This is a genomic window from Enterococcus sp. AMC1157 (assembly GCF_058216555.1).
This window is the reverse complement of the sequence record NZ_CM177099.1, coordinates 2466009-2489825: the sequence shown is the minus strand read 5'-3', so window position 1 is coordinate 2489825 and position 23817 is coordinate 2466009. Positions and strand designations below refer to the sequence as shown.

Here is a 23817-nt window from a genome sequence, read left to right as displayed (position 1 = left end):
CCCTTTCGATATAGCAAGTCATTGAAACGCCTTGTTCCAGAAACCAAATTTGTACCTGTCTACGACTTAGAGCATGATTTTTTAAAACAACCTGAAAATACTCAAGTTTAAAATGTTTTTCAAAAATTGAGAGACTGGTTAAACTAGGCAAATAGCTTTACCAAACCCACTCACTCTTTTAAAATTAGCATATGAAAAAGGATTGAATAATTTGATCGAAAGAAAAGAACTTATGGAGGAAAAAAATGAATAATGAATGGATTGTGATTATTAGTATTTTATTATCTTTTGTTGTTTTTATGATTCTTTTACGTTTATTGTTACTTAAAATTTATCAAACAAACGCAAAAAGAGAAGCGAAAAGAGTCCACAAATTTTCAGATAAAACCTTAAAAAGACGATTCTATAATGTTTCTAAAAGTCGTCACAACAAATTTTTAGCCATTTATATTATGGGGTTCTTTTTTTATAAGCATTATCTTGAATATTTAAACTCTGTCTACTTTATTTATGAAGAAGAAATGCTTAAACGAGGCCTGGCTAAATAAACTCATCATTTACACTTAAACAAAAACACGAAAAACTTCCAATCCATCTGTCCGTAAAGCACAGACATTGTGAGAGACCAGTCTGAGCCTCTTCTGAGTCTCAGACCTTTCGGCGTTCAAATGCAGTGTAAGAAAGTAGCTGTCACTACTTTCAACACTGCATAATTCATCCTCATCTTTAACTCACGATGTCTGTCTTTTCTCCCAGATGGCTTTCCAGTTTTGACGGATTTTTCTCATCAAATGTATCAATGTTTCATTCGCTAAAACTGGAGGAACAAAACGGAGAAAGTCATTGGTCGTGTGCTAAAGAGCTGAATGAATTACTCTGCCTTAGTGTCTCACACTTAGGCAGAGTTTGAACGTCAGCAGCTAAAGAGACTCTGTAAGAGACTCTTTGCGGTCTCACATGACCAATGAGCTTTTGGAGTTTTGTTCTGGAAGTTTTCAAGTCTCAATGAATTCTGATTATACATTGTAGCAAAAAAATAAACAAAAACGCATGGAATCTATTTTAAAAACAGTGATTCCATGCGTTTTTAGTTATTGATGAAAATTGGAGTTTTATACTCTTACTAAGTCCATTTCATGTAGGGTCTCAGCAATTTGAATAGAATTCCAAGCTGCCCCTTTTAATAGATTATCAGAAACTACCCATAAATGGACACCGTTATCAACGTCAACATCTTTACGGATACGTCCGACAAATGTTTCTTTTTTACCAATACTATTTAATGCTTGTGGATAGATTTGTTGACTTGGATCATCTTCTAAAACTACTCCAGGCGCTGCTTCCATTAATTCACGGATTTCTGCCACCGTTAAAGCATCTTTCGTTTCAATATAAACCGATTCAGAGTGACCACTTGCAACTGGAATTCGTACACAAGTCGCTGAAACTTTAATGGCATTATCTTCCATAATTTTTTTCGTTTCGTTGATCATTTTCCACTCTTCGTAAGTATAGCCTTCTTCAGCAAACACATCAATTTGTGGTAAAGCATTAAAAGCTAATGGATAATGCTTTTTATCTCCTCCACAAGGTAAGATTTCTGCTTTAATTTCTTCTACAGGTGTTCCTGCTAAATAAGCCTTTGATTGTTCTTCCAACTCTTGAATAGCACTTGCACCTGCTCCAGAAACTGCTTGGTAAGTCGAAACAATGACACGATCTAAGCCAGCTTTCTGACGAATTGGCTCTAAGGCTACCATCATTTGAATGGTCGAACAATTTGGATTCGCAATAATACCTTTGTGTTCTTTTAATGCCTCTTTATTCACTTCTGGAACAACCAGAGGAACTTCAGGATCCATACGGAAATGACTAGTATTATCTACAACAACTGCTCCACGTTTGACTGCTTCAGGTGCAAATATTTTAGAAATGCCCCCTCCCGCACTAAATAGTGCGATGTCAATATTTTCAAATGATTCTGGAACCAATTCCTCAATCACTAGTGTATCTCCATTAAAAGTAGCTGTTTTCCCTGCTGAGCGTTTAGAAGCCAATAATTTCACTTCTTTGATTGGCAAGCTAGTTTGCTCTAACATCTCAATCATCTTTGTTCCAACAGCACCTGTAGCACCTACCACTGCAATACGATATCCAATATTCATTTCAACAACTCCTCGTTCTTCTTAATCATTTAATTTGATTGATTGCTCTGATTCCTTCCCCAAGTATATGGACAGAGACTTAATCAACTATTAAATTAAAACATTTTAATCATTCTATCACATTTCTACTAAATGCCAAGTAGTCTAGCATGAAAAATCAAAAGTTCCTGTTCTTATGCCTTAGAAGCGTCTCTTTGGACTAAATAAATTAGTCACTTTTTGCCTATTTAGGAAACAAATAAAAATGTTTTTTGAATTTTTTTAGGTTTTTATTTGTGAAAAACCCCTTTCATGTTCTATAATTAGGATAAGAAGAATTTTGGGGAAGATTCTTCTCAACGTGTATAGGAATTTACTCCTATTTAATGATGAAAGATAAAGGAAACAAGAATGATTATCCTTGTTTCCTTTATCTTTTTTATTCAGTTATGATAATAGCGAATCCTCGTGGTTGAATTTCTAGTTGTTCTCCAGCATTTACTAGATTAGAAAACACGACCGTTTCTTTTTCAATATATGCAGGTTCCTGTCCAGTGTTAAAGACCCCTTTGAGTACAGTATCTGCTAGTCTTCTTTCAAAAACAATCACACCTGTTTCCTCATCCGCTTTTTTCCAATAGATAGTACCTTCTGATAAGATTTTTTGTTTGTTTCTACGCAAACCAATCAATTCTTTCATAAATTCAAGCATTTGTAAATCTTGTTGTTCTTCTTCCCAAACCATACATTTACGACAATCAGGATCCATTTTTCCATCCATACCAATTTCATCCCCATAATACAAACAAGGAACGCCAGGTTGAATATAGGTAAAGGCCATTACTTGTTTCATCAACTCTTTGTCGCCATTTGCTTCACTCAACAAACGTGGTGTATCGTGAGAATCTAATACATTAAATTGCATTTGATTGGTTTGATCTCGATAAAGCATCAACTGATTGTTCATCTCAGAAACCATTTTACTCATAGTTAGTTCATTCTTAATAAAGTATCCCATAATGGCATCCGTAAAAGCATAATTCATCACGCCATGAAATTCATCTCCTTGAAGCCAACTTTGAGAAGAATGCCAAATTTCTCCCAAGATATAAAAATCATCCTTAGCTTCATCACAAACTTGACGGAATTTCTTCCAAAAAGCATGATCAATTTCATTAGCTACATCTAAACGCCATGAATCAATATCAAATTCTTCAATCCAATAACGAGCAATTTCCAATAAGTAGGCTTGAACCTCTGGATTGGCTGTGTTCAACTTAGGCATATGTGGAGTAAAGGCAAAAACATCATAAGTTAAATCTGTTGCTTCTTCATAGAACGAAGCTTCCGTATAGGTTGCTGGAAATTCATTTACATGGAACCATTTCGCATATTTTGATTCTGCGCCATTTTCTAAAACATCTTGCCATTGTGGAGACGTATCACCCATATGATTAAATACAGCATCTAACATGACTTTCATGCCTCGTTTGTGGCATTCATCAACTAATTTTTTAAACAGTTCGGCATCTCCAAATGCGGGATCAATTTTAAAGTAATCAATTGTATCGTATTTGTGGTTAGAGAAACCTTCAAAAATCGGACAGAAATACAATCCATTAATTCCTAAATCCTCCAAGTAGTCCAAATGATCTAACACACCTTGTAAGTCTCCACCAAAAAAATCTTGCACGCCAGGATCTTTCGAACCCCAAGCCAAGGTTCCTTCCGGATCATTGCTAGGATCGCCATTAGCAAAACGTTCTGGAAAAATTTGATACCAGACAGTTTCTTTTACCCAATCAGGCGCTTTAAAACGATCCACTTCATGAAAGAAAGGCATTCTAAAATAATTATTAGCCATTTCTAAATATTCACGAGTTAATGGAAATGCACCATGATCTCCATAAAACATAGAAATCCCGTCAAAGCCCTCAATAGCAAATGCGTAAGATAAACGTTTGAATGGCGCTGTGACTTCAATAAACCAATAATCATATAAATCTGTCGTTAAAGTTTGAATCATAGTAGATGGTTCTTTATACCATTGCTCTTTCCCCAATAGATAAGGATCACCATGTAAAAGAGACACTGAACGAGCATCTCCTCTAGCTGTTCTTAGACGGATGTGCATGGTATCGGTAGTATATAGATAAGCAAACTCGCTTTCTGGTCGATGATAAATTGCTGCGGTATTCATAAATAATTTCTCCTTTATATTAAAAATCAATCAATTTATTATCCCATAGAAGAAATCAATTTTCAAGTTATAAAGCAACCGATTGCATTAGTAAAAGCTCTTTTGTCATGGTTTTTTAACAGAATATACAACCAACAGAGCAATCGATTGCTTTAATAATAAAAAAATCACTACTCTTTCTATAAGCTATTGAAAAACTTCAAGAAACTTACTTTACAGAAAATCAACTAATCTTAAGAGACCGCAATAAACCTTTGAAACCCCTTCATTAACACCCGATATTCATTTGCTGACATTCAAATACAGCCTAGATAGCAGGAAATATCTGCTATCTAGGCTGTATAATTCTTCTATCTTTAACTCGCTAAGATGATTCCCTATACCTAAAGTCTAACTATATACACTCATCCTATCAAAAAACAAACCATTCTATTTTTCTTTGACAATCGTCATCTCTAACACAAATGACAATGTATTACCATTGAGTCTTGCTGATAACGCCATACCAGCTTGTTCTGCAATTTTTAGAGCGATAGCTAATCCCAAACCAGAAGAATGATTACTACGGCTTTCGTCAGCCTGATACATTCGTTCAAAAAGGTTGTCAACCTCAATTTTTTCTGGATGAGTCACTTTATTTTCAAAGTAAAAGATCGCTTGATCGTTTAGCATCATCAGTAACACTTTAAAAGATTCTGTCCCATGTTGAATCGCATTTTTGATTAGATTGCTCATTAATCGTTGAAAATCATTTTTGCTTAGTTCCGTCCAAATTGCATGAGTATCCAACTGGATATCTATATGATTAAAATGAGTCTCTAATTCTTCGTAATAGGTTGCCAATTGTTCTTGCACCAAGATAATCGGGTTAAGCCATTCACTATCTTGACCTGATTCCTCAGAATTAAGTAAACTCAAAGTGTAAAAATCTTCAACCAAGTTACCCAATAACTGGGTACGTTCTTCGATGATTGATAAATATTTTTGATTTTCTGGGTCTTGATTTTTTTGTTTCATCAGCTGCACATAGCCTAACATCGAAGTAAGCGGGGTACGGAAATCATGAGAAATGGACGAAACCATCCGCTTATTTTCATCGATGGCTTGTTTAAATTCAATCGTTTGTTGGTTAATTTGTTCCATTAAACGATTCACTTCTCCAATAAATTCGTCAAAAGTCGCACTTCCTGAAAGTGGCAAAGACATTCTTGAATTGCCATCAGTCACTTGACTTAGATGTTCAGTAGAACGTTTCATTCCCCGTCTCATCCCTATGATATACACTAGAAAAAATCCATTCACTAACAGACTGATAACAAATAAAATAATCATTTTGTGCCTCCATTCTAAACTTTCACGGAATTAGTTGTTACTATTTACAGCAGACTTCTTTGTGTAGTGCAGCGAGTAGTTTAAAAAGATAACTGTGAATGGTAGCAATTAGTTTGATTCTTTAATTTCTACTTTTTGTAATAGCAAGACGGATAAACTGCTAAAAATAAGGACATAAATAAGTGCAGTCAGCCATACGTGATTAATTGATTGCGTCAGATTAGCTAGCGGTGCACCAGTGATAGCATTTACTGATACTTCTCCAAGAGATGAAGACAAAGTAGACTCCAACCATTTTTCCAAAAAGTCTAATCCAGGAATTGTTGAAATCATTTTAGCCATTTGATTAATCAAGCTGATAATCAATAAAAAGAAGAAGACAGTGGATAAATTGGCTTTTTGGCTCCAAAAAGTGATGAGATTAGCAAGTGCTGCGTAACCTAGCGTGCCTAATAAAATCATTGCACAAATTTTACCAATCAATAAAATCTCGCTTATTGGTAAATGGATATTTCCCAAGAATAAAGTAAGGACGCCTGCAACTGCAAAAAAGGCTAGCGCTCCGGCAATAAACAAAGACAACAAATAGGTGACTAAAATAATGATTTTTGCTAACACAAATTGTAATTTCGAGATGCCTGTACTAAACAAATTCGGATAGTTGCTTGCCGATAAATCGTCCAGATACACCGTATAATATGCCTGCCCACCAAAAATTAAGATTCCCATTTGTAACAAAACAAATTTCACAGTTTCTGTTAAAAATCCACCTAAATCCGCTGCCTCACCCATCATTTGACTGACTGTTAGTGAAACAATCAGGATAAACAGACCAACAATCACACTCCAAAAAACATAATTTGACTTTTTATGATACACACGAAATAAATCTGCTTTGATATAATTAATCATTGTTTTCTCCCCCTTTGTAGCCAATCAAATTTAGGTAGTACTCCTCTAATGAACATGATTGCGCCATCAGTTTATACAATTCAAGATGATTGTTCACTAAAAGTTTGGCTATTTCATTGATTTGGTCGGTCATATCCATGATTAACAATTCATGATCCCCATTAATAGTATAACGAACTCCCGGAAAATGTTCTTCTACAATCACGGCAGCTTTTTCAGGTTGATCTACTTTAATGATTATTTGTTCTTGTGTTTTTTTCTGAATGTCTTCTCGATTAATTTCTTCAAGTAACTTTCCCTCATGAATAAAACCAAAGCGGGTCGCCATCAATCCTAATTCACCTAATATATGCGAAGAAATCACAAAAGTAATGCCCCGTTCACGATTGAGCTTTTGAACTAATCGTCTGAAATCAGCAATTCCTTGTGGATCAAGTCCATTGATCGGTTCATCTAAAAGAACAGTATCCGGATTTCCTAGTAAGGCATTTGCGATACTTACCCTTTGTTTCATTCCCATCGAAAAAGTTCGGAATTTTTTCTTAACGTCAGCCATTTCAACCAGTTCTAGTACTCGCTCAACTTCTTTTTTGTCAGAAATCCCTTTAACTTTTCGATAATAATTCAAATTTTCTTCTGCTGTTAAATAAGGGAAAAATTTGGCCCCCATCATAAAACCAATTTTATGGCGACTTTCATTTAATCCGCTCGCTGTTTCTTTGCCGTAAATGTCCATCCCACCACTTGTACTAGATGATAAACCCATCAATACTCTAAATAGAGTGGACTTACCTGCACCATTTTTACCAATCAAACCATAAATTTCACCCTTACGAACTTTAATCGACACATTTTCCAACGCTTGATATTTTCCATAACGTTTTGTCAATTGTCTTGTTTCAATAATATTGTCCATTTTTTTCCCTCCAACAAAAATTTATCTTACAAACAAAGTATATAGAACAACCTTTTCATTCTTCTGTCGAAAGTCTTACAAAAGTCTTAAATCGATTCGTTTTATTTTTGAAATTTAAATCCTACGCCCCAAACGGTTTGTAGCCATTCTTTTTGACTGTACTGATTGACTTTATTTCTCAATCTGGAGACATGGACAGTTACCGTATTGTCATCACCTAAAAAAGGCGCATTCCAGACTGTTTCATACAAATTAGCTTTGGTAAACACTTTTTTAGGGTGTTCGAGAAAACATTTCAACAGCTCGTATTCTTTTTGAGTGAAGGAAACTTCTTGTTTATTGATAATCACTTGATGACTTTCTTCATTCATATGTATATCTTCAAGAGACAATTGTTGGGATACGACTTGACTATCCGTACCTCTTAATCGCGCCTCTACACGTGCTAACACCTCAATTGAATTAAACGGTTTAGCAATATAATCATTAGCCCCAATTTTTAGAACATTCGCTAGCACATTTACTTCCGCTTTGGCAGTAATCACAATAATAGGGACTGACGATTGCTCTCTGATTGTTGAAATGAGCTCCTCTCCCGACACTCCAGGGAGCATTAAGTCTAATAACAATAAGTCAAAGGACTCACTTTCAAGTAGTCTTTTCCCCTCAGTTCCAGCATAAGCTTGTGTCACATCATACCTATCCTTAAGCAAATCAAACAATAAACGATTGATTGTATCATCATCTTCAATCACCAAAATTTTTTGCATGTAATTTTTAACTCCCCTCTTTATGCTATTGTGGATTTTGTATTCTGATAACTCTCTATCAATTAGTTTACCTTTATTTATCGAATAAACCAATCATTTATCTTTAGCGATATTGCTTCACTTTCTGCTCTCCTTTTTGTGTGAGCTCACTTCTTTAAGAAAATAATAATTTATTTCCCCTGTAATTCTGGGGGTTAAACATTACAGCAAGCTTGCTTTCAAGACCACAAAAAAAGAGTTGTGATCGACGTCACAACTCTTCTTATTTTATTCTGTTTCTTTAAACCGTGTGCTAACATACATGAAAATAGTTAGACCGACCATCCAAAGTGATTGAATACCAAATAGGACAAATATATCTTTTGTGATAATTGAAGCCAATGTAGCGATAATTGTCCCGCCAGTCATTAGACTTAAAGCAATCGTCACACTTTCTTTAAAATTTTTGATGGCAGAAGCTTTTTTGGTTAAGAAGAAAACGACAGCTACTCCGGCTAGCAACAAGACGTTCATCATCAGAATAATGAATCCCAAATTCAAGATGCTAGATAAGGAAATTGCACCAGCGTTTTGTCTGAAGACTTCTTCTTTAATCCCTGTTAAAATATCCTCTTGCTTCAAATTCCCGATAAGATTGTCTGAATAAACTAACTGAATAGCATATGTTTCACCATCTCTTAAAAGAATGACATCAAGAATATCTTTTTGGAAATTTAATCCCATTCGATGATTAATTGTTTCTTCAGTCAAATTTGTTCCTACGATTAATTCTGGGTTTTCTTCAATAACCTCTGAGTGATCCGTCACTAGTTGAAAGTCTTCAAAAGACAAAGCATTGATTGCTTCAACAATTGACTCTTGTAAAACAAATTCTTGTGGAATTAATTCATCTACTAGTTCACTTCCTCTTTGTGTCACTGAAAGCGACAAAGGAATCAATAGTAAGGAATTAACAAAAACAAAAATTAACAAGAGTTGTGCCCAGTTATATTTGTCGCGATTGACAAACATCTTATTGACAGAAAATAGCGAACTAAAAAAATTTATCGGAAAGTGCTTATTCATTGTTTACCTAACCTTTCGTACCTCCAGCAGTTAAGCCTGATACAAAGTTCTTTTGTAAGAAGAAGAATAAAATGGCAATCGGTAGTGAGATTAAAATCGCACCTGCCGCAAATAATGCGACCCGTTGATTTCTTGAATCATTGATGAACGTTTGTAAACCTACTGCTACTGTAATTTTTTCTGGTGATCGTAATAAGAAACGTGCTAGCATGAAATCACCAAAAGGACCCATGAACGCCCATAATGCTTGTACTGCAATCATCGGACGAACAAGTGGTGTAACGATTTGAGCGAAAATTCGGAAGTGTCCTGCACCATCTAATTTCGCCGACTCGTCTAGGTCAATTGGAACTGTATCAAAGTAGCCCTTCATTAACCATGTATTCATTGGAATTCCTCCACCAATATAAATCAGTGTTAAGAACCAGAATTGATCCAAACCTTTTGACAATAATGCCATAACATAGAAGGCAGTCAAAGCGGCCATTGTTGGAACCATTTGAATGATTAAAAAGAACATCAAACTTTGTTTTCTTCCAGTAAAACGATAGCGGCTATAAGTGTAACCAGCTAAAGTGACAATTGTTACTTGAATAATCATTACTGAAATAGCTACAATCAAGGTATTTTTATACCAAGTCAAATATAAGGTTTCATTAAACAATCGTCTAAAGTTATTTAACGTCCATTCACTAGTAAAATCAAGTCTAAAGGCCAGTAAATTCCCTGCCTTAAAGGCTGATGTCACTGTGATTAACAAAGGGTAAATAACAATTATAGAGATAGCAATTAAAAAGGCATAAGTAGCAATCTTATTTAATAATCGTTTGTGTTTTTCTTTCATCGCTTAATCCTCCATACTAAAGGCGTTGGTACGTTTGAATACAAACATTGAGATTGTAATAACGACCGCCGAGATAATCAAAGTAACTGCTGCTGCAACTGAGTATTGAGGAGAACCACCTGTTGTTAATTTATAAATCCAAGAAATCAGAATATCTGAATTCCCAGCGTTATTCCCCAAACTTCCTGGACCTCCATCATTGAAGAGGTAGATCATCGAGAAGTTGTTGAAGTTCCCTGTGTACTGAGTGATAAATGTTGGCGCTGCAACTAAGAAAATAGACGGTAATGTGATATTTGAAAAACGTTGAATCGCTGTTGCACCATCAATTTTTGCTGCTTCATATAAATCTTCAGGAATAGATTGTAAAATACTGGTTACCATCACATAAATATACGGGAAGCCTAACCAACCTTGAATTAAAATAATTGCTGTTTTTGTCCAAAACGGATCAGTTTTCCAAGCAATCTGACCAATATCAACAAAAGGAATATTATTAAGCATTGGAATAACTTGGGTATTGATTGCCCCAGCAGTATCATTAAAGATATTCGAGAAACTCATAATCGTAATGAACGCAGGAACTGCCCATGGTAATAAGAAAATTACCCCAAAAATACGTTTAAACTTAATAAAACTTTGATTAGCTACAACCGCTAAAAGTATTCCAAGAGAAACTTGTAGTGTTGTTGATAACAATGTCCAAATAACTGTCCATTGAAATACTTTTACAAAAGTCGCTCTATAAGATGCTAAAGTAAAAATATTAGTGAAATTACCAAAACCAATCCAATCCAACACGCTTGCCGGTGGAATATGTTTAAAATCATAATTTGTAAATGCCATGAAAATTGTTACTAATACCGGGAAGATAATTGAAATCGTCATAACTAAATATGCCGGAATAGTTAAGAGATATGCAAATCCATTTTCATAAACATTAAACAACATATCTTTAACACTAGTGTTGACTTTAATTCCTTCATTCCAATTTTTGGCAATTTTGTAAGCATCACGAATGTTAATTGCCCAAAAAATGATAAAAATGACTGTAACAATAATTTGTAGTGTCCCATAAATCATCAAAAACAATGAATGATCAACCATTGGAGTTGTACCTAGTGTAATAAAGCCATGAAATGCTTCAAAACCAAATGACAAAAGTTCAACGACAAAACCAATAGCAATTGCTAAAAATAGAATTCCTTTTAACACTTGGCGATTATAAAATTGACCCAAACCAGGGATAATTGACAAGAGTGCTGCAAGACCTGGATTTTTCTTTGATGTTTCCATTGTTCTCACCTAACTTTTCTGTGTAGTTCCTAAAATAAATATAGGAAATTGGGAATAATGAAATTATCCCCAATTCCTTATAATTAAGATTAGTATTTTGTTTCGATAGACTCGTTAATTGTATTTACAGCGTTATCCGCAGCTTCTTGAGGAGTCATGTTACCTGAACCAGCATCGAATAACATGTTTTGTCCGCCATCCCAAACTTCAGCCATTTGTGGAATGTTTGGCATTGGTTCAGAAACTTGGTATTGTTCGATTACTGCAGCAGAAACTTCATCGCCACCACCGTCAACGATTTTCGCTTGAGATTGAGAGTTCGCAGGAACATCATTTCTCATTTCATACAATTTGTCTTGGCTATCTTCATTTGTTAAGAAGTCAACAAATTCTTGAGCCAATTCTTTTTCAGTTGAGAAGTTACTTACAACCCAAGCTTTACCACCACCAAATGTTGCATATTCTTCACCATTGTCTAAAGTAGGGATCTTAGCAACACCTAAATCTAAACCAGCTTCTTTAAAGTTACTTGCATTCCAAGGTCCATCAATAACTGCAGCTGTTTGACCTGAAGTAAAGTAGTCAGTAATTAAGTTGCTGTTTGCTGTAACGTCTAACATACCTTGTGGCCATACATTTTGGAACCATTCAGTTGCATAAGCAATTCCTTCAACCGCACCAGCATTGTTTAAACCTACATCTGATGGATCTGTTCCGTTTTCACCGAATACATAACCACCGTAACCAGCAAGTAAACCATAAGTGAAGTAGAAGTCAGTCCATTTAGCTAAGAAACCAACATTTCCGCCATCTACATCATAAGCAGAATCTTGACCTAATGCTTCTAATTCAGCAAAAGTTGTTGGAGCTTCAGAAATTAAGTCTTTGTTATAGAATAATACTAATGCTTCAACCATTGCCGGTTGTCCATAAACTGTACCTTCTAAAGTTACTTGACGTTGGTCAATTTCAGTAAAACGACCATCATCTGGTAATGTCATTTCAGCGTAGTATCCTTGAGCGCCACCTTGTCCTACACGGTCAAATGGTGTCATTGTTACGTCTGGGCCTAAGCCTGCAGGTCCATCTAATGGCATAGCATCAGATTGTTCAAACATATCTTTTTCAACTACTTCAATTGATACGCCGTGCTCTTCTTCAAAGGCTGCTTTTACTTCATTTACGTAGTCCACATAGTCAAGACCTACAGAAACAGTTAATGTCTTATCGCCACCGTTATCTCCACCTGATGCCGCATCTGTTGATCCTGTTCCATTATCAGAACCCCCGCCGCAAGCAGCTAAAGCCACTAAAGATAATGCAGATATTCCTAAAAAGCTAAGTTTTTTCCAATTTGATTTCATCGTTTTTCCCCCTAATTTGTTTTCATAATGAAATAACTATATTCTTTTAATGCTATATTTTGTTCTATCGAGATTGTTTCTTGGCTGATTAAATCAACAAAGTTTCCTCCTTTCATTTCATCTGGCACTTCAATCTCGTTATTACCCTGGGTATTAAAAATAAAGTACAATACATCATCCTCTGAGTATTTCTTGAAAATCACTGTATTTTCTTCCGTCAACAAGAAATCATAGTCCCCTGCATAACTGAATACCGGATATTCTTTTCTCAAGGATGTTAATTGTTTTAAATTACTTTGTTTCGTTGATTGCCAATCCATGCAACGACGATTATCCGGATCATCATGACCTTCATGATAAATCTCACTGCCATAGTAATAACAGACAGATCCTGGTGTTGTTGCTAACAAAGCAAAACACATATCGACTTTTCGGAAATCATTTCCTGCATTGGTCGTAATTCTTGGCGTATCATGACTATCGAGTAAAGTCATCATGCCAAAGTTTTGATTTTTAGGATAGCGTGTATAAGCATGAACAAATTGTTCGACAAAGTCTTTCCCATTGATTCTTTCTGTCGCAACCCATTCTTGAATCGGTTTTGCTAATGGATAATTCATAACACCGTCAAATTGATCGCCATTCAACCAAGCTTGGCTATCATGCCAAATTTCTCCACAGATATAAGCATCCGCTTTCACACTTTTAACGGCTTCACGGAACAAACGCCAAAATTTGTGATCCACTTCATTGGCTACATCTAATCGCCAACCGTCAATATCTGTTTCTTGAATCCAATATTTAGTTACTCGAATCAAGTAATCAATAACCTCTGGATTGCTTGTATTTAATTTAGGCATATTCGGTGAAAAGTTTAAATAGGAATCCCCTTTAAAGAAGAACCAATCATAATATTTTGATTTTTCACGTTTTTCCCAAGCATCTTTAAATTGATACGAGGTACTACCAATATGATTAAATACTGCATCTAACATAATTCGAATGCCTAGTTGGTGTGCTTTATCAACTAGTTCTCGTAAATCTTCTTTTGTTCCAAAATGTGGATCAATTTCAAAATAATCTTCTGTATCATATTTATGAGAAGTAGGTGCTTTAAAAATAGGTGTCATATAAATGCCTGAAATACCTAATTCAGATAGATAAGGTAATTTATTAATAATTCCTCTTAAGTCACCACCGTAAAACTCATCTTGACCTAAAGCAGCTTCTGATGTGCTATTCCATTTATGTGCTTCTTTTGGATTATTAGTAACATCTCCGTCTTCAAAACGGTCTGGAAAAATTTGATACCAGACAGTTTCTTTCACCCATGTAGGTGCTTGGAAAATATCGTCTTGATGAATATATGGAAATGAAAAATAGCTATTAATATCGTTTTGAACGAAGGTATCCTCTGGTGAGAAAAAACCTCTCTCTGTAAATACCATTTCTGTTTCTCCGTCATTAACTAAGAAACCGTATCTGGCGATTAAATCTACCGGCTCTACCTCAGTAAACCAATAGTCATAAAGTTCTGTTGAGAACTCTTTTTTCATTGGAATTTGTCTTTTCTGCCACATGTAGACGCCTTCTTCATTACGAATCCAACCATCTTCATGATTAGTAACTAAGGTTACCGAAGTTAAATCATTTTTTTTACTTCGTACTCTAAAATGTAGTGTATTTGCATCATAAGCATACGCATAATTGCTTTTTGTCTTATGCATGATTGCTTGTTTATCCATGTAACTCCTCCTTGCAAAAAGATCCTGATATCACTAAAAACAAATAACTATTGCTTTTTGTTAAGTAAGGACTTGTTCCTTACTAGTTAATTATGCAACCGCTTGCGACAATAGTCAAGCACTATTTTTACTTTTTTCCTTTTTTTCTAATTTTCGAATAAAAATCTTATGAATATAGCTAACTTTAATCCTTCATCTTTCTTCTATTTGCAAAAAATTCCTTTTCCAGGCATCGGATCCGCTAACTATTTTACGCAACCGATTGCCGAGAATATTCTGAAATATTTCACTAATTTGACTACTTTTATTCTTTCTTAGTTAATGGAAATACTCTAGCAGGATATTATAACATATCTTATTTCTAAAACAAAAAAGCTCAAAGCTTCAAGAAAATCTCGTTATAAGAGATTTCCTTGAAGCTTTGAGACTTATTCATAGACGTCATAAACTTAACCAAATAATCCTTTGTTCGTTATTTATCTACATAATAGAGAGTGAATTTTTCATTAACGTAGAGTCTTATTCAATCACTAAAATCAACAAACTTTGACCAGAAATTGTCACTTGGTTCCCCACGTGGATTCCTTGACTCTCGATTCCTGCTCCCTCATTACTTGCCAAGATAGACCACTCTTCATGCCCTTCTCCTAATGAAACAGTGGATTCAAATGGACTGCTATTAACAACTACTGCCATTTTTTTCCATCCTGTAGTTAGATTATTCGGAATAATATAGGCTAACATATTTTCCTGATTATCTACTACTTGAATAGCCATCGCTGTTTCTCTAGTAATATCTCGTAATGGTGGGTAAGCTTTTCGTATTTGCCATAAACCATGGTAGAATTTTCGTAAATCGTTAAAAGTCACTAACTGTTCCCAATTAAGCTGGTTAATTTTCCTTGGAGAGATATAAGAATTTTCATCGCCAAATTTTGTGCGGGCAAACTCTTCTCCTGCTTGCATGAAAATGGCACCCGAACTTGTAAACAGAACGGTAGCAGCTAATTTATTCATTTGAACAAGTCTTTCGTTTCGTTCATAACCAACTGTTGAGGTTGTTGCTACCAATTTATCCCATAAAGTTAAATTATCATGAGCGGAAATATAACTCACTACTTGGGAAGGGCTTTTTGCCCACTGAACTTCACTCGGCTCATCGAACAAAAGATTTCCTCGAATACTCTGTTCTAATTCCCAATCATAAAAAGTTCTAATTGGTTGTTCTTCCCCATTCATCCCTTGAACAAATGCACTATTTTCATCTTCAAAAACATAGCCCTTCATACCATCTCGAAGATTATCATTAAAGATAGCAATACGATCAGATAGCAGCGAAACATTCACTTTGTTAGCAGGAACATTGGGTTCTTTTATTTGATTAGTACCAGCATCCCAAGGTTCCCCATACATTAACACATGTGAAAGACCATGGTCATCTAAGGTTTGGCGGATTTGGTTCATGGTCTCCACATCATGTAAACCCATTAAATCAAAACGGAAACCATCTAAATGGTACTCTTTTGCCCAATACAAAATAGAGTCAATGATATATTTTCGAACCATTTTTCTCTCAGAAGCTATTTCATTCCCACAAGCCGAACCATCCGCAAAATAGTCATTTTCATCTTGTCGATAATAATAATCAGGTACATTTAAGTTTAACCATGACGTTTCGGCAGCAGAAGTATGATTATAAACTACATCTAAAACAACACCAATTCCTTCTTGATGTAACGCTTGAACCATTTCTTTGAATTCCCGAATCCGTGAATAAGGGTCGCGGGGATTGGTTGCATAACGCCCTTCCGGTACATTGTAGTTTTTAGGATCATAGCCCCAATTATAAGCAGTCCCTTCTTCTTCATTATCAGAATCAAAGGCTGGCAATAAATGAACATGGGTCACCCCTTGCTCTTTCAGATAATTGACACCTGTCGGAATTTTCCCTTCCGCATTTAAAGTCGTGTCCTTTTCAGTAAAGGCTAAAAACTTCCCACGATTTTTTTCAGATACACCACTGTTTTCCGCTGAACTGAAATCATCTACATGAACCTCCCATATGTAAGAGTCTGTAATTGATCTATGCGGAATTTGCTGATCTATCTCCCAATCTTCTGGATTGGTTTTAGTAAAATCAATAATGGCGCCACGATTTCCATCCACACCAACTGCTTTGGCATAGACATCTACAACTTCCACCGTTCCATTTTTTCTTGTAACTTCATAAGTGTAGAATAGACCTTCCAAGTTTTTTCTGACCGTCACATTCCAAACATTGTTTTGATAATTCATTTTATAGGTGGCTACCCGTGAATCTTCATCCACATCACCTGTTGCATATAAATGAAGCTTTACCTCTTTGGCATCAGGTGCCCACATTTTAAAAATAGAACGAGTTGAAGTATATTGCACACCCAAATCATTACGATCATAGGCGTAATTTTCTAGCTCATTAATTTTTTCAGCGATACTTGCAAAATCTTTTTTATATAAAGTAGGCGTTTTCAAAAAACGTTTAGCCAGTAACACTCCTGTTCCTAAAGTTGCTGCTCCTAGAAGTCCTAATGTCACTTTTTTCTTCACTTTGGTTCCTCCCCATTTATATTGATACTTTTTCATCATACACTAGAATAGACAAGTTCGCTACATAAGCCCACACAAAAAATTCAACCAGTTGTCACTCAGGATTTTCTGGTTGAATTTCTTTATGGAATTTTTGAAATTCTGGATACTTTATCAAAGTAGCAAATATGTCCTTAAAGCTATTCATAATTTTTTGATAGTCTTCTGGTTTTAAGATAGCAAAGGTAGCTGCAAGTTTTTCTTTAATTCGTTCTTCTTTATACTGAAAAAGTATTTTTCCTTCCTCCGTCATGTGGACATTAACAATTCGTCGATTGTCTTGATTAGTTATTCGTTGTACCATATGATTTTTTTCTAAGCGACTAATTGAGCGACTGATTTGAACTTTAGACGTTCCTACTTGATTAGCCAACTCCGTCATAGTAATTCCTTCTTTTGTCGCAACAATCAAAACAAGGAGCAGCTCCATTTTCGTTAACTTAATACTCTCTAAATCTGTATCGATTTCTTGAAAAATAAGTCTACTTAAAAAAGCAAAAGTGTCTGTAAATACAGAGATATTTATTGATGTTGGTTCCATACCTTTCCCTCTTTTCACATATAGTTTATGTCACCATTCGCTACACTACACAACGAAGTCTGCTTTTGTCAACTTTGATGTGAATAGCAATAGTTTAATTTATCTTCACAAAATAATCAATCTTTGATTGTTGATTTTTGTTAACTGTTATGATAACTTGAAAAATGACCTATATGTTAGGTGTCCGTTGGTAAATTAAGAAGAGAAGAGTGAATATATGTTAGAAATTAAAGATATAAAAAAATATTATAAAGTTGGTGGGACAACAACTAAAGCATTGGATGGTGTTTCTGTCGCTTTCCGTAAGCAAGAGTTTGTGGCGATTTTAGGTCCAAGTGGATCAGGAAAAACGACGATGTTACACGTAGTTGGTGGATTGGATACCTATGATTCTGGGGATTTGGTTATCAATGGTACATCAACGAAAACGTTTAAAGATGCTGACTGGGATGCTTACCGTAATAATTCCATCGGTTTTGTCTTCCAAAGTTATAATTTAATTAGTCATCAAGGAATTATTGATAACGTGGAATTAGGTATGACCTTAAGTGGTGTCTCTAAAGATGAACGTCGCAAAAAAGCAGAAAGTGCTTTGACTCGTGTAGGATTAAAAGAACACATGCACAAACGTCCTAATCAACTTTCTGGAGGACAAATGCAACGTGTAGCTATTGCCAGAGCATTGGCGAATGATCCTGACATCTTACTTTGTGACGAACCGACAGGCGCATTGGATTCAGAAACTAGTATTCAAATTATGGAACTTATTCAAGAACTTTCTAGAGAGAAATTAGTTGTAATGGTTACCCACAATCCTGAATTGGCTAATCAATATGCCGACCGCATCATTGAATTTTCAGATGGGCGAATTCAACATGATTCAAATCCACATATCGAAGGGAAAAAGAAAGATTTATTTGAACTAAAACAAACGAAGATGAAATTTTCAACCGCTCTTCGTTTATCTTTTAACAACATTCGTACAAAAAAAGGACGAACTTTCTTAACTTCCTTTGCTTCTAGTATTGGAATTATTGGTATTGCGATTGTTTTGTCCTTATCAAATGGGTTTCAAAACCAAATCAATCAAACCCAATCTGAAACTTTGTCGCAGTTTCCAATTACGATTTCTCAAATTGCAGCTGAACAAGATCCAGAAGTCTTTAGAAATCAAGCGTCAGGAGAAACTTTCCCAGACACTAACGAAGTGGTTGCTAAAACAAGCGAGGCCGATTTAGCTCAACACACAAATAAAATTGACGAAGAATACATCGATTATATTCAAAATATTAATCCTGAATTAAGTAACAACATTGGATACTCTCGCTTAGTCAACATGAATTTATTCAGAGATATTGATGGTGAAATCGAGCAAGTCAAATTTTCAAATGATTCTTCTGAAGGTAGTCAAACAGGTTCGATGATGTCTATGATGGCTGCTCAAACTGGTGTCGGAGTTTCCTCTTTCCCACAACAATTAGATGACAACCAAGGGAATTATTTAGAAGACAACTATACTGTTTTAGAAGGTAGTTATCCTAAAGAAACCAATGATGTAGTTTTAATTGTTGATGATAGAAATACAACCAATATTAATGCCTTAACAAACTTAGGTTTTGACGTAGAAAATGGCGAATCCATTCCTTTTTCTGAAATTGTTGGAACCAAAATTACCTTAGCTTATAACGATGCTGTTTATACAGAATTGCCAACAGGGAACTTCATTCCAAATCAAGAGTTAGAAGAAATTTATACTCATGAAGGAAATGAAGAATTGACGATTACAGGGGTTTTGAGAATTAATAATTCTTCAACTATGGACTTATTAGCACCAGGAATTGCCTATAGCGATGCCCTTGCCCAAAAGGTAATTGACAACAATCAAGATTCAGCAATTGTCCAAGCTCAAAATGATAGTGATTTAAATGTTATGACGAATGAACCTTTAGATGAAACAAGCAAAAGTAGCCTGATTGACTATCTAGGTGGTAGTGCTATTCCTTATAGTATTATGATTTATCCAAATGATTTTAGTTCAAAAGATCAAATCTTAGATTATTTAGACGACTATAATGAAGGTAAAAATAAAGAAGATATGATTGTTTACAGTGATTTAGCTGGCACAATGACCCAATTAACAGGCGGATTAATGGATGCCATCACTTACGTCTTAATTGCTTTTGCAGGAATCTCTCTTGTCACTAGTATGATAATGATCGGGATTATTACTTATACTTCTGTTCTAGAACGTACAAAAGAAATTGGTGTTTTGAAAGCTTTAGGTGCTCGTAAAAAAGATATCACTCGCGTATTTGATGCAGAAACAGCAATTTTAGGAGTTGCATCAGGTGTACTTGGTGTCTTCATTGCTTATATGGCGACTCTCCCAATTAATGCTATTTTATACAATTTAACTGAATTGGAAAATGTAGCGATATTAAGCCCAGTCCACGGGTTCATTCTAATTGTAATTAGTACAATTCTAACAATTATCGGTGGACATATCCCTGCTAGAATGGCTGCTAAAAAAGATGCTGCAATTGCTTTAAGAGCAGATTAATCTATATTTTTACCAAAGAGAGTGCGACTTCATTCACGGTCGCATTTTTTTCATTGCCATTTAAATAACTTTCGTAATGATTTATAATAAAAGTAACAAATACACAAGGAGGTTTTTCCCATGCGTGACCCAAATAAACCCGTTACAGAAGTATTGATTGACCACGAAGAAAAACAAACACTTGTCGCATTTGCCACTACTTTAGAAACTATCGCCAAAAAATTAAAAGAAGAGGGTCATTTTGAATTTGTCCAAGGAACGGAATCTATTCCAATAAACCCGCCAGAACAAATTGTTGCTGAATATAAGTATGAGAAAAAAGGTGCCAAGCATTCCTTTGAAATTGAATTAGAATGGCAAGAAGGTCAAAAAGGCCCACAATCAATGTCTATTCAATAAAAAAACAGGAAGTCTCGATTCCTATGTTCAATCATAGGTCAATTGAGACTCCCTGTTTTTTAAATGTCTATTTTTTGAATGCCTTCTTCAATCAATAAAGCTTGAGTGAAATTCTTTTCTAGAAAGTAACGATCATGAGTCACCACAAGTAGCGTACCTGTAAAAGTAGCCAATAGCTCCTCTATTTCTTCTCTGGCATAAATATCTAAATGATTAGTAGGTTCATCTAAAATTAAAAAGTTTATTTTTTTCTGAAGTAATTGTAATAGATACAATCGGACTTGTTCTCCTCCAGATAAATCTTTGATGCGCTTTGTCACATCCATACTAAAAAATCCAAAGTGAGCTAGCTGACGCCTAGCCTCTTGTTCATTGGGTAGACTATTCATTACATAAGATAGAATACGTTGATTCAAATCATCAAAAATTAACTTCTGAGGCAAATAACCAATCTTAACACTTGCCCCTACTTTCAAACTCCCTTCATCCAAAGTTTCATGCCCTAAAATAAGATTGAGTAAGGTTGTTTTCCCAGAACCATTTTCCCCCATTATTGCGATACGTTCCCCACGAAAAATTTGAAAGCTACTTTCGGAAAAGAGAATTTTTTCGCCCATTATTTTACCAATTCCCTCAGCAATAACGACTTCTTTGCCTGAAGTACCTGCTTGATTAATATGACTGAGGCGTGAAGAAACTTCTTGAGGTGGTTTCACTAAGGTCATTTTTTCCAAACGACGTTCCAACTCCTTGGCTTTTCGGAAAAAGTCTTCGTTATCTCCTTCGTTTCCCCATTGACGGTATCGGCGAATCATTTTACGAATCCGTTGAATTTCTTTCTGTTGTAGATCATAACTTTTCTGGATTGAAACATCTCGTTCTTTCTTTAATTTACGATACGTACTATAGTTTCCTGGATATTCAATTAGTTGTTGATCCTCAATCTCAATAATTTTTGTAGTCACTTGATCTAAAAAAGCTCGGTCATGCGAAATGACAATATAGGCACTTTTGGTTAGTTTTAAATAATTTTCTAACCACTCAATCCCTTGCAAGTCTATATGATTGGTTGGTTCGTCTAAAAATAAAACATCCTTTTCCTGAGTTAAAATCTTGGCTAACTCTACTCGCACTCGTTCCCCGCCACTGAGGTGATTTAAGGGAGAAACAAGCTTGTCCTCTAAACCTAAACCTTTCATCGTAGAACGAATCCGGTCTTCTAATTGATAACCACCTTTTTCCTCAAACTTTTCTTGTAGATTACCATATAAAAAGATGACTTTTTCCATCTCTTCATCTAAATCCATCATTTGTATTTCATATTTTTGTAACTGTTCTCTTATTTCAGACAGCTCGGTAAAACTCTGATAGATGTAAGAAAATGTTGTTTCCGAATCACTTACTAGATTTTGTGGAATCCAACCGACAGTCAAACCTTTTTTATGTGCTAAAACGCCTTGATCTACTCCTTCGTTTTTCAAAAGAATTTGAAGTAGTGTCGTTTTCCCTGCTCCGTTTTGTCCGACTAAACCAATTTTATTTTGCTCATTAATTTGAAGGGAAACCTCTTCAAATAATGGACTTCCACTAAAGTTTTTACTGATCTTATTTGCTTGAATATACATTCTTTGCACTCCTTATAAGACCAATCAAAAAAGACCATGGGTATCCATGACCTTTTGTTATTTTATTTACTCTTAAAAAAGATTAAACATACTGACTGGTCATTGATTTTATACTTATTCGACTATTTTTGGACATACTTATCCCTTTGGTCGTTTCAGTAAAACCAATCGCATGACTAAAACTGATATGATATCGTTGATACTCTTCAGTTGCTGTTATTTTTTTAGCCAAGCACACCATTTAGTACGTTCCCCCCTTTTCTTGTCTTTCAAATTGAGTATAGCGAATTTTTTTATAAATGACAACCTTGCCATTTACTTAGTATTCATACAATTTAATCTCACCAGAAATATATTCCCCTAAATAGATATCTGAGACTTCTTTGCTAGTTAATTCATGGACTTTGGATAGTAACCACTCTTCATCTTTATTAATAATATCTAGCAAATCTTCATTAATTTGACCATCTATAATAATTGGATAGCGGATATTTTCATCTCCTTGCTCGATAATCGTCAGCTGTCCGTTTTGCTCTAAAACAGCTCTTTTGACTTTAGCAACTTCATAAATGCCATTACTACGTAGCTTAAACATCAAATGATTGGCAGAAATTCCGTATTTTAAATAAGTAGCAATATCAATTTTACCATTATGAATCAAGGTAGTTGGATTACCATCAATAATACTTTTAACATGCGATTATGTTCTTTAGCAAATTTCACGGTTAAAACCAGTGTTGTCCAAACGATCCATACCAAAATAAACTGTAAGACACTGATTGCGTCATTATAAATGACCCCACCAATAATTCCACCAAGTACATAATTTTGAACTTGATCCATCGCAGAAGAAGGCGCTAGATTCCCTTTTCCCATGATATTGATTTGGGCAATCAAACATAATATACCTAAAGCAAGTTTTATAATAATCGGACTATATGCCCCTATATTTCTCCTCCTCTATTCGACAATATTAATGTGACTATTAACTAAATAAGTTTGTTCTAAACGAAATGAGTTTTGATCATTACTCAAGCGTAAAACATAGTACTCTTCATCTACTAAAAATAAAATTTCATCTGAAATAGATAAACTGTTGGTATAGGATTTTTCTACCGGAACCGAAAGTTGATCCGCTACCGTCTGAAGAAAACCTGCCATTTGAGAAGTACTTTCATCTTACGCCTCAGCTTGCTGATATTGTGTATATTGTGTTCCCAAGAAAAATAATAAACTCAAAAATAAAATCAAACTCAAATCACGATATTTTGTTTGTAAGCGAGAGCGTAAGTAACGAACAAAAACAAAGATAAAGAAAATTAAAATTGCAAAAATAATAATATACTTAATCACGTCATTGATTGTTCCTCGATTTTCTAAATAATTGATTCCATAAAAATTCATTGTTCTATTCACCTCAATTGTCGTTTAATTTTAGTTTACTTGAAAAAATTTTTTTAATAAATAAAAAACATCTGC

18 protein-coding genes and 2 pseudogenes are annotated in these 23817 nt (G+C 34.9%); 3 read left to right on the top strand and 17 right to left on the bottom strand.

Going from position 1 to position 23817, the window contains the following annotated elements; all coding sequences use genetic code 11:
* The first annotated feature begins 245 nt into the window (after positions 1–245).
* Positions 246–548 carry a hypothetical protein gene (locus AC4BBX_RS12130; protein WP_490454080.1) on the top strand — a complete coding sequence of 101 codons (303 nt, stop codon included), beginning with the start codon at positions 246–248 and terminating at the stop codon, positions 546–548.
* Positions 549–1112: 564 nt separating this feature from the next.
* Here the strand turns inward: AC4BBX_RS12130 and AC4BBX_RS12125 are convergent.
* The 13 genes from AC4BBX_RS12125 to AC4BBX_RS12065 form a co-directional block, all read right to left on the bottom strand.
* Positions 1113–2165, bottom strand: coding sequence for an aspartate-semialdehyde dehydrogenase (locus AC4BBX_RS12125; RefSeq protein WP_490454079.1), 1053 nt, complete (start codon positions 2163–2165; stop codon positions 1113–1115).
* 418 nt (positions 2166–2583) lie between these two features.
* A complete protein-coding gene (locus AC4BBX_RS12120; RefSeq protein WP_490454078.1) occupies positions 2584–4344 on the bottom strand; it encodes a glycoside hydrolase family 13 protein in 1761 nt (586 codons plus the stop codon).
* Between the two features lie 429 nt (positions 4345–4773).
* Positions 4774–5676, bottom strand: coding sequence for a sensor histidine kinase (locus AC4BBX_RS12115; protein ID WP_490454077.1), 903 nt, complete (start codon positions 5674–5676; stop codon positions 4774–4776).
* 108 nt (positions 5677–5784) lie between these two features.
* On the bottom strand, positions 5785–6588 hold the full coding sequence (locus AC4BBX_RS12110; RefSeq protein WP_490454076.1) for a hypothetical protein: 804 nt from the start codon (positions 6586–6588) through the stop codon (positions 5785–5787).
* Entirely contained in the window at positions 6581–7504 is a 924-nt protein-coding gene (locus AC4BBX_RS12105) for an ABC transporter ATP-binding protein (RefSeq protein ID WP_490454075.1), read from the bottom strand. The genes AC4BBX_RS12110 and AC4BBX_RS12105 overlap by 8 nt, the downstream gene beginning before the upstream one ends.
* 101 nt (positions 7505–7605) lie before the next feature.
* Entirely contained in the window at positions 7606–8274 is a 669-nt protein-coding gene (locus tag AC4BBX_RS12100) for a response regulator transcription factor (protein ID WP_490454074.1), read from the bottom strand.
* Positions 8275–8541: 267 nt separating this feature from the next.
* Positions 8542–9246 (bottom strand): hypothetical protein, encoded by a 705-nt coding sequence (locus AC4BBX_RS12095; RefSeq protein WP_490454073.1) that lies wholly within the window; start codon positions 9244–9246, stop codon positions 8542–8544.
* Between the two features lie 100 nt (positions 9247–9346).
* A complete protein-coding gene (locus AC4BBX_RS12090; protein WP_490454072.1) occupies positions 9347–10183 on the bottom strand; it encodes a sugar ABC transporter permease in 837 nt (278 codons plus the stop codon).
* 3 nt (positions 10184–10186) lie between these two features.
* Positions 10187–11488 (bottom strand): carbohydrate ABC transporter permease, encoded by a 1302-nt coding sequence (locus AC4BBX_RS12085; protein WP_490454071.1) that lies wholly within the window; start codon positions 11486–11488, stop codon positions 10187–10189.
* A gap of 80 nt (positions 11489–11568) precedes the next feature.
* On the bottom strand, positions 11569–12843 hold the full coding sequence (locus AC4BBX_RS12080; protein ID WP_490454070.1) for an extracellular solute-binding protein: 1275 nt from the start codon (positions 12841–12843) through the stop codon (positions 11569–11571).
* Between the two features lie 11 nt (positions 12844–12854).
* A complete protein-coding gene (locus AC4BBX_RS12075; RefSeq protein ID WP_490454069.1) occupies positions 12855–14588 on the bottom strand; it encodes a glycoside hydrolase family 13 protein in 1734 nt (577 codons plus the stop codon).
* A gap of 519 nt (positions 14589–15107) precedes the next feature.
* The gene (gene pulA / locus AC4BBX_RS12070) at positions 15108–17174 is read right to left on the bottom strand and encodes a type I pullulanase (RefSeq protein WP_490454068.1); all 2067 of its coding nucleotides are present in this window, start codon (positions 17172–17174) and stop codon (positions 15108–15110) included.
* 94 nt (positions 17175–17268) lie between these two features.
* Positions 17269–17754 carry a MarR family winged helix-turn-helix transcriptional regulator gene (locus AC4BBX_RS12065; RefSeq protein ID WP_490454067.1) on the bottom strand — a complete coding sequence of 162 codons (486 nt, stop codon included), beginning with the start codon at positions 17752–17754 and terminating at the stop codon, positions 17269–17271.
* A gap of 217 nt (positions 17755–17971) precedes the next feature.
* On the opposite strand from AC4BBX_RS12065, the gene AC4BBX_RS12060 reads away from it, so the two are divergent.
* Positions 17972–20314, top strand: a complete 2343-nt coding sequence (locus AC4BBX_RS12060) for an ABC transporter ATP-binding protein/permease (protein ID WP_490454066.1) — start codon at positions 17972–17974, stop codon at positions 20312–20314.
* 120 nt (positions 20315–20434) lie between these two features.
* A complete protein-coding gene (locus AC4BBX_RS12055) occupies positions 20435–20713 on the top strand; it encodes an amphi-Trp domain-containing protein (RefSeq protein ID WP_490454065.1) in 279 nt (92 codons plus the stop codon).
* 59 nt (positions 20714–20772) lie between these two features.
* Here AC4BBX_RS12055 and abc-f read toward each other — a convergent pair whose 3' ends face one another.
* The 4 genes and pseudogenes from abc-f to AC4BBX_RS12035 form a co-directional block, all read right to left on the bottom strand.
* A complete protein-coding gene (gene abc-f / locus AC4BBX_RS12050; protein ID WP_490454064.1) occupies positions 20773–22338 on the bottom strand; it encodes a ribosomal protection-like ABC-F family protein in 1566 nt (521 codons plus the stop codon).
* An 82-nt stretch (positions 22339–22420) separates the two neighbouring features.
* Positions 22421–22579, bottom strand: a complete 159-nt coding sequence (locus tag AC4BBX_RS12045) for a hypothetical protein (RefSeq protein WP_490455829.1) — start codon at positions 22577–22579, stop codon at positions 22421–22423.
* A gap of 78 nt (positions 22580–22657) precedes the next feature.
* Positions 22658–23286: pseudogene (locus AC4BBX_RS12040) on the bottom strand (DUF421 domain-containing protein).
* A 12-nt stretch (positions 23287–23298) separates the two neighbouring features.
* Positions 23299–23742 (bottom strand): annotated as a pseudogene (locus AC4BBX_RS12035) (DUF3290 family protein).
* Between the last annotated feature and the right edge of the window lie 75 nt (positions 23743–23817).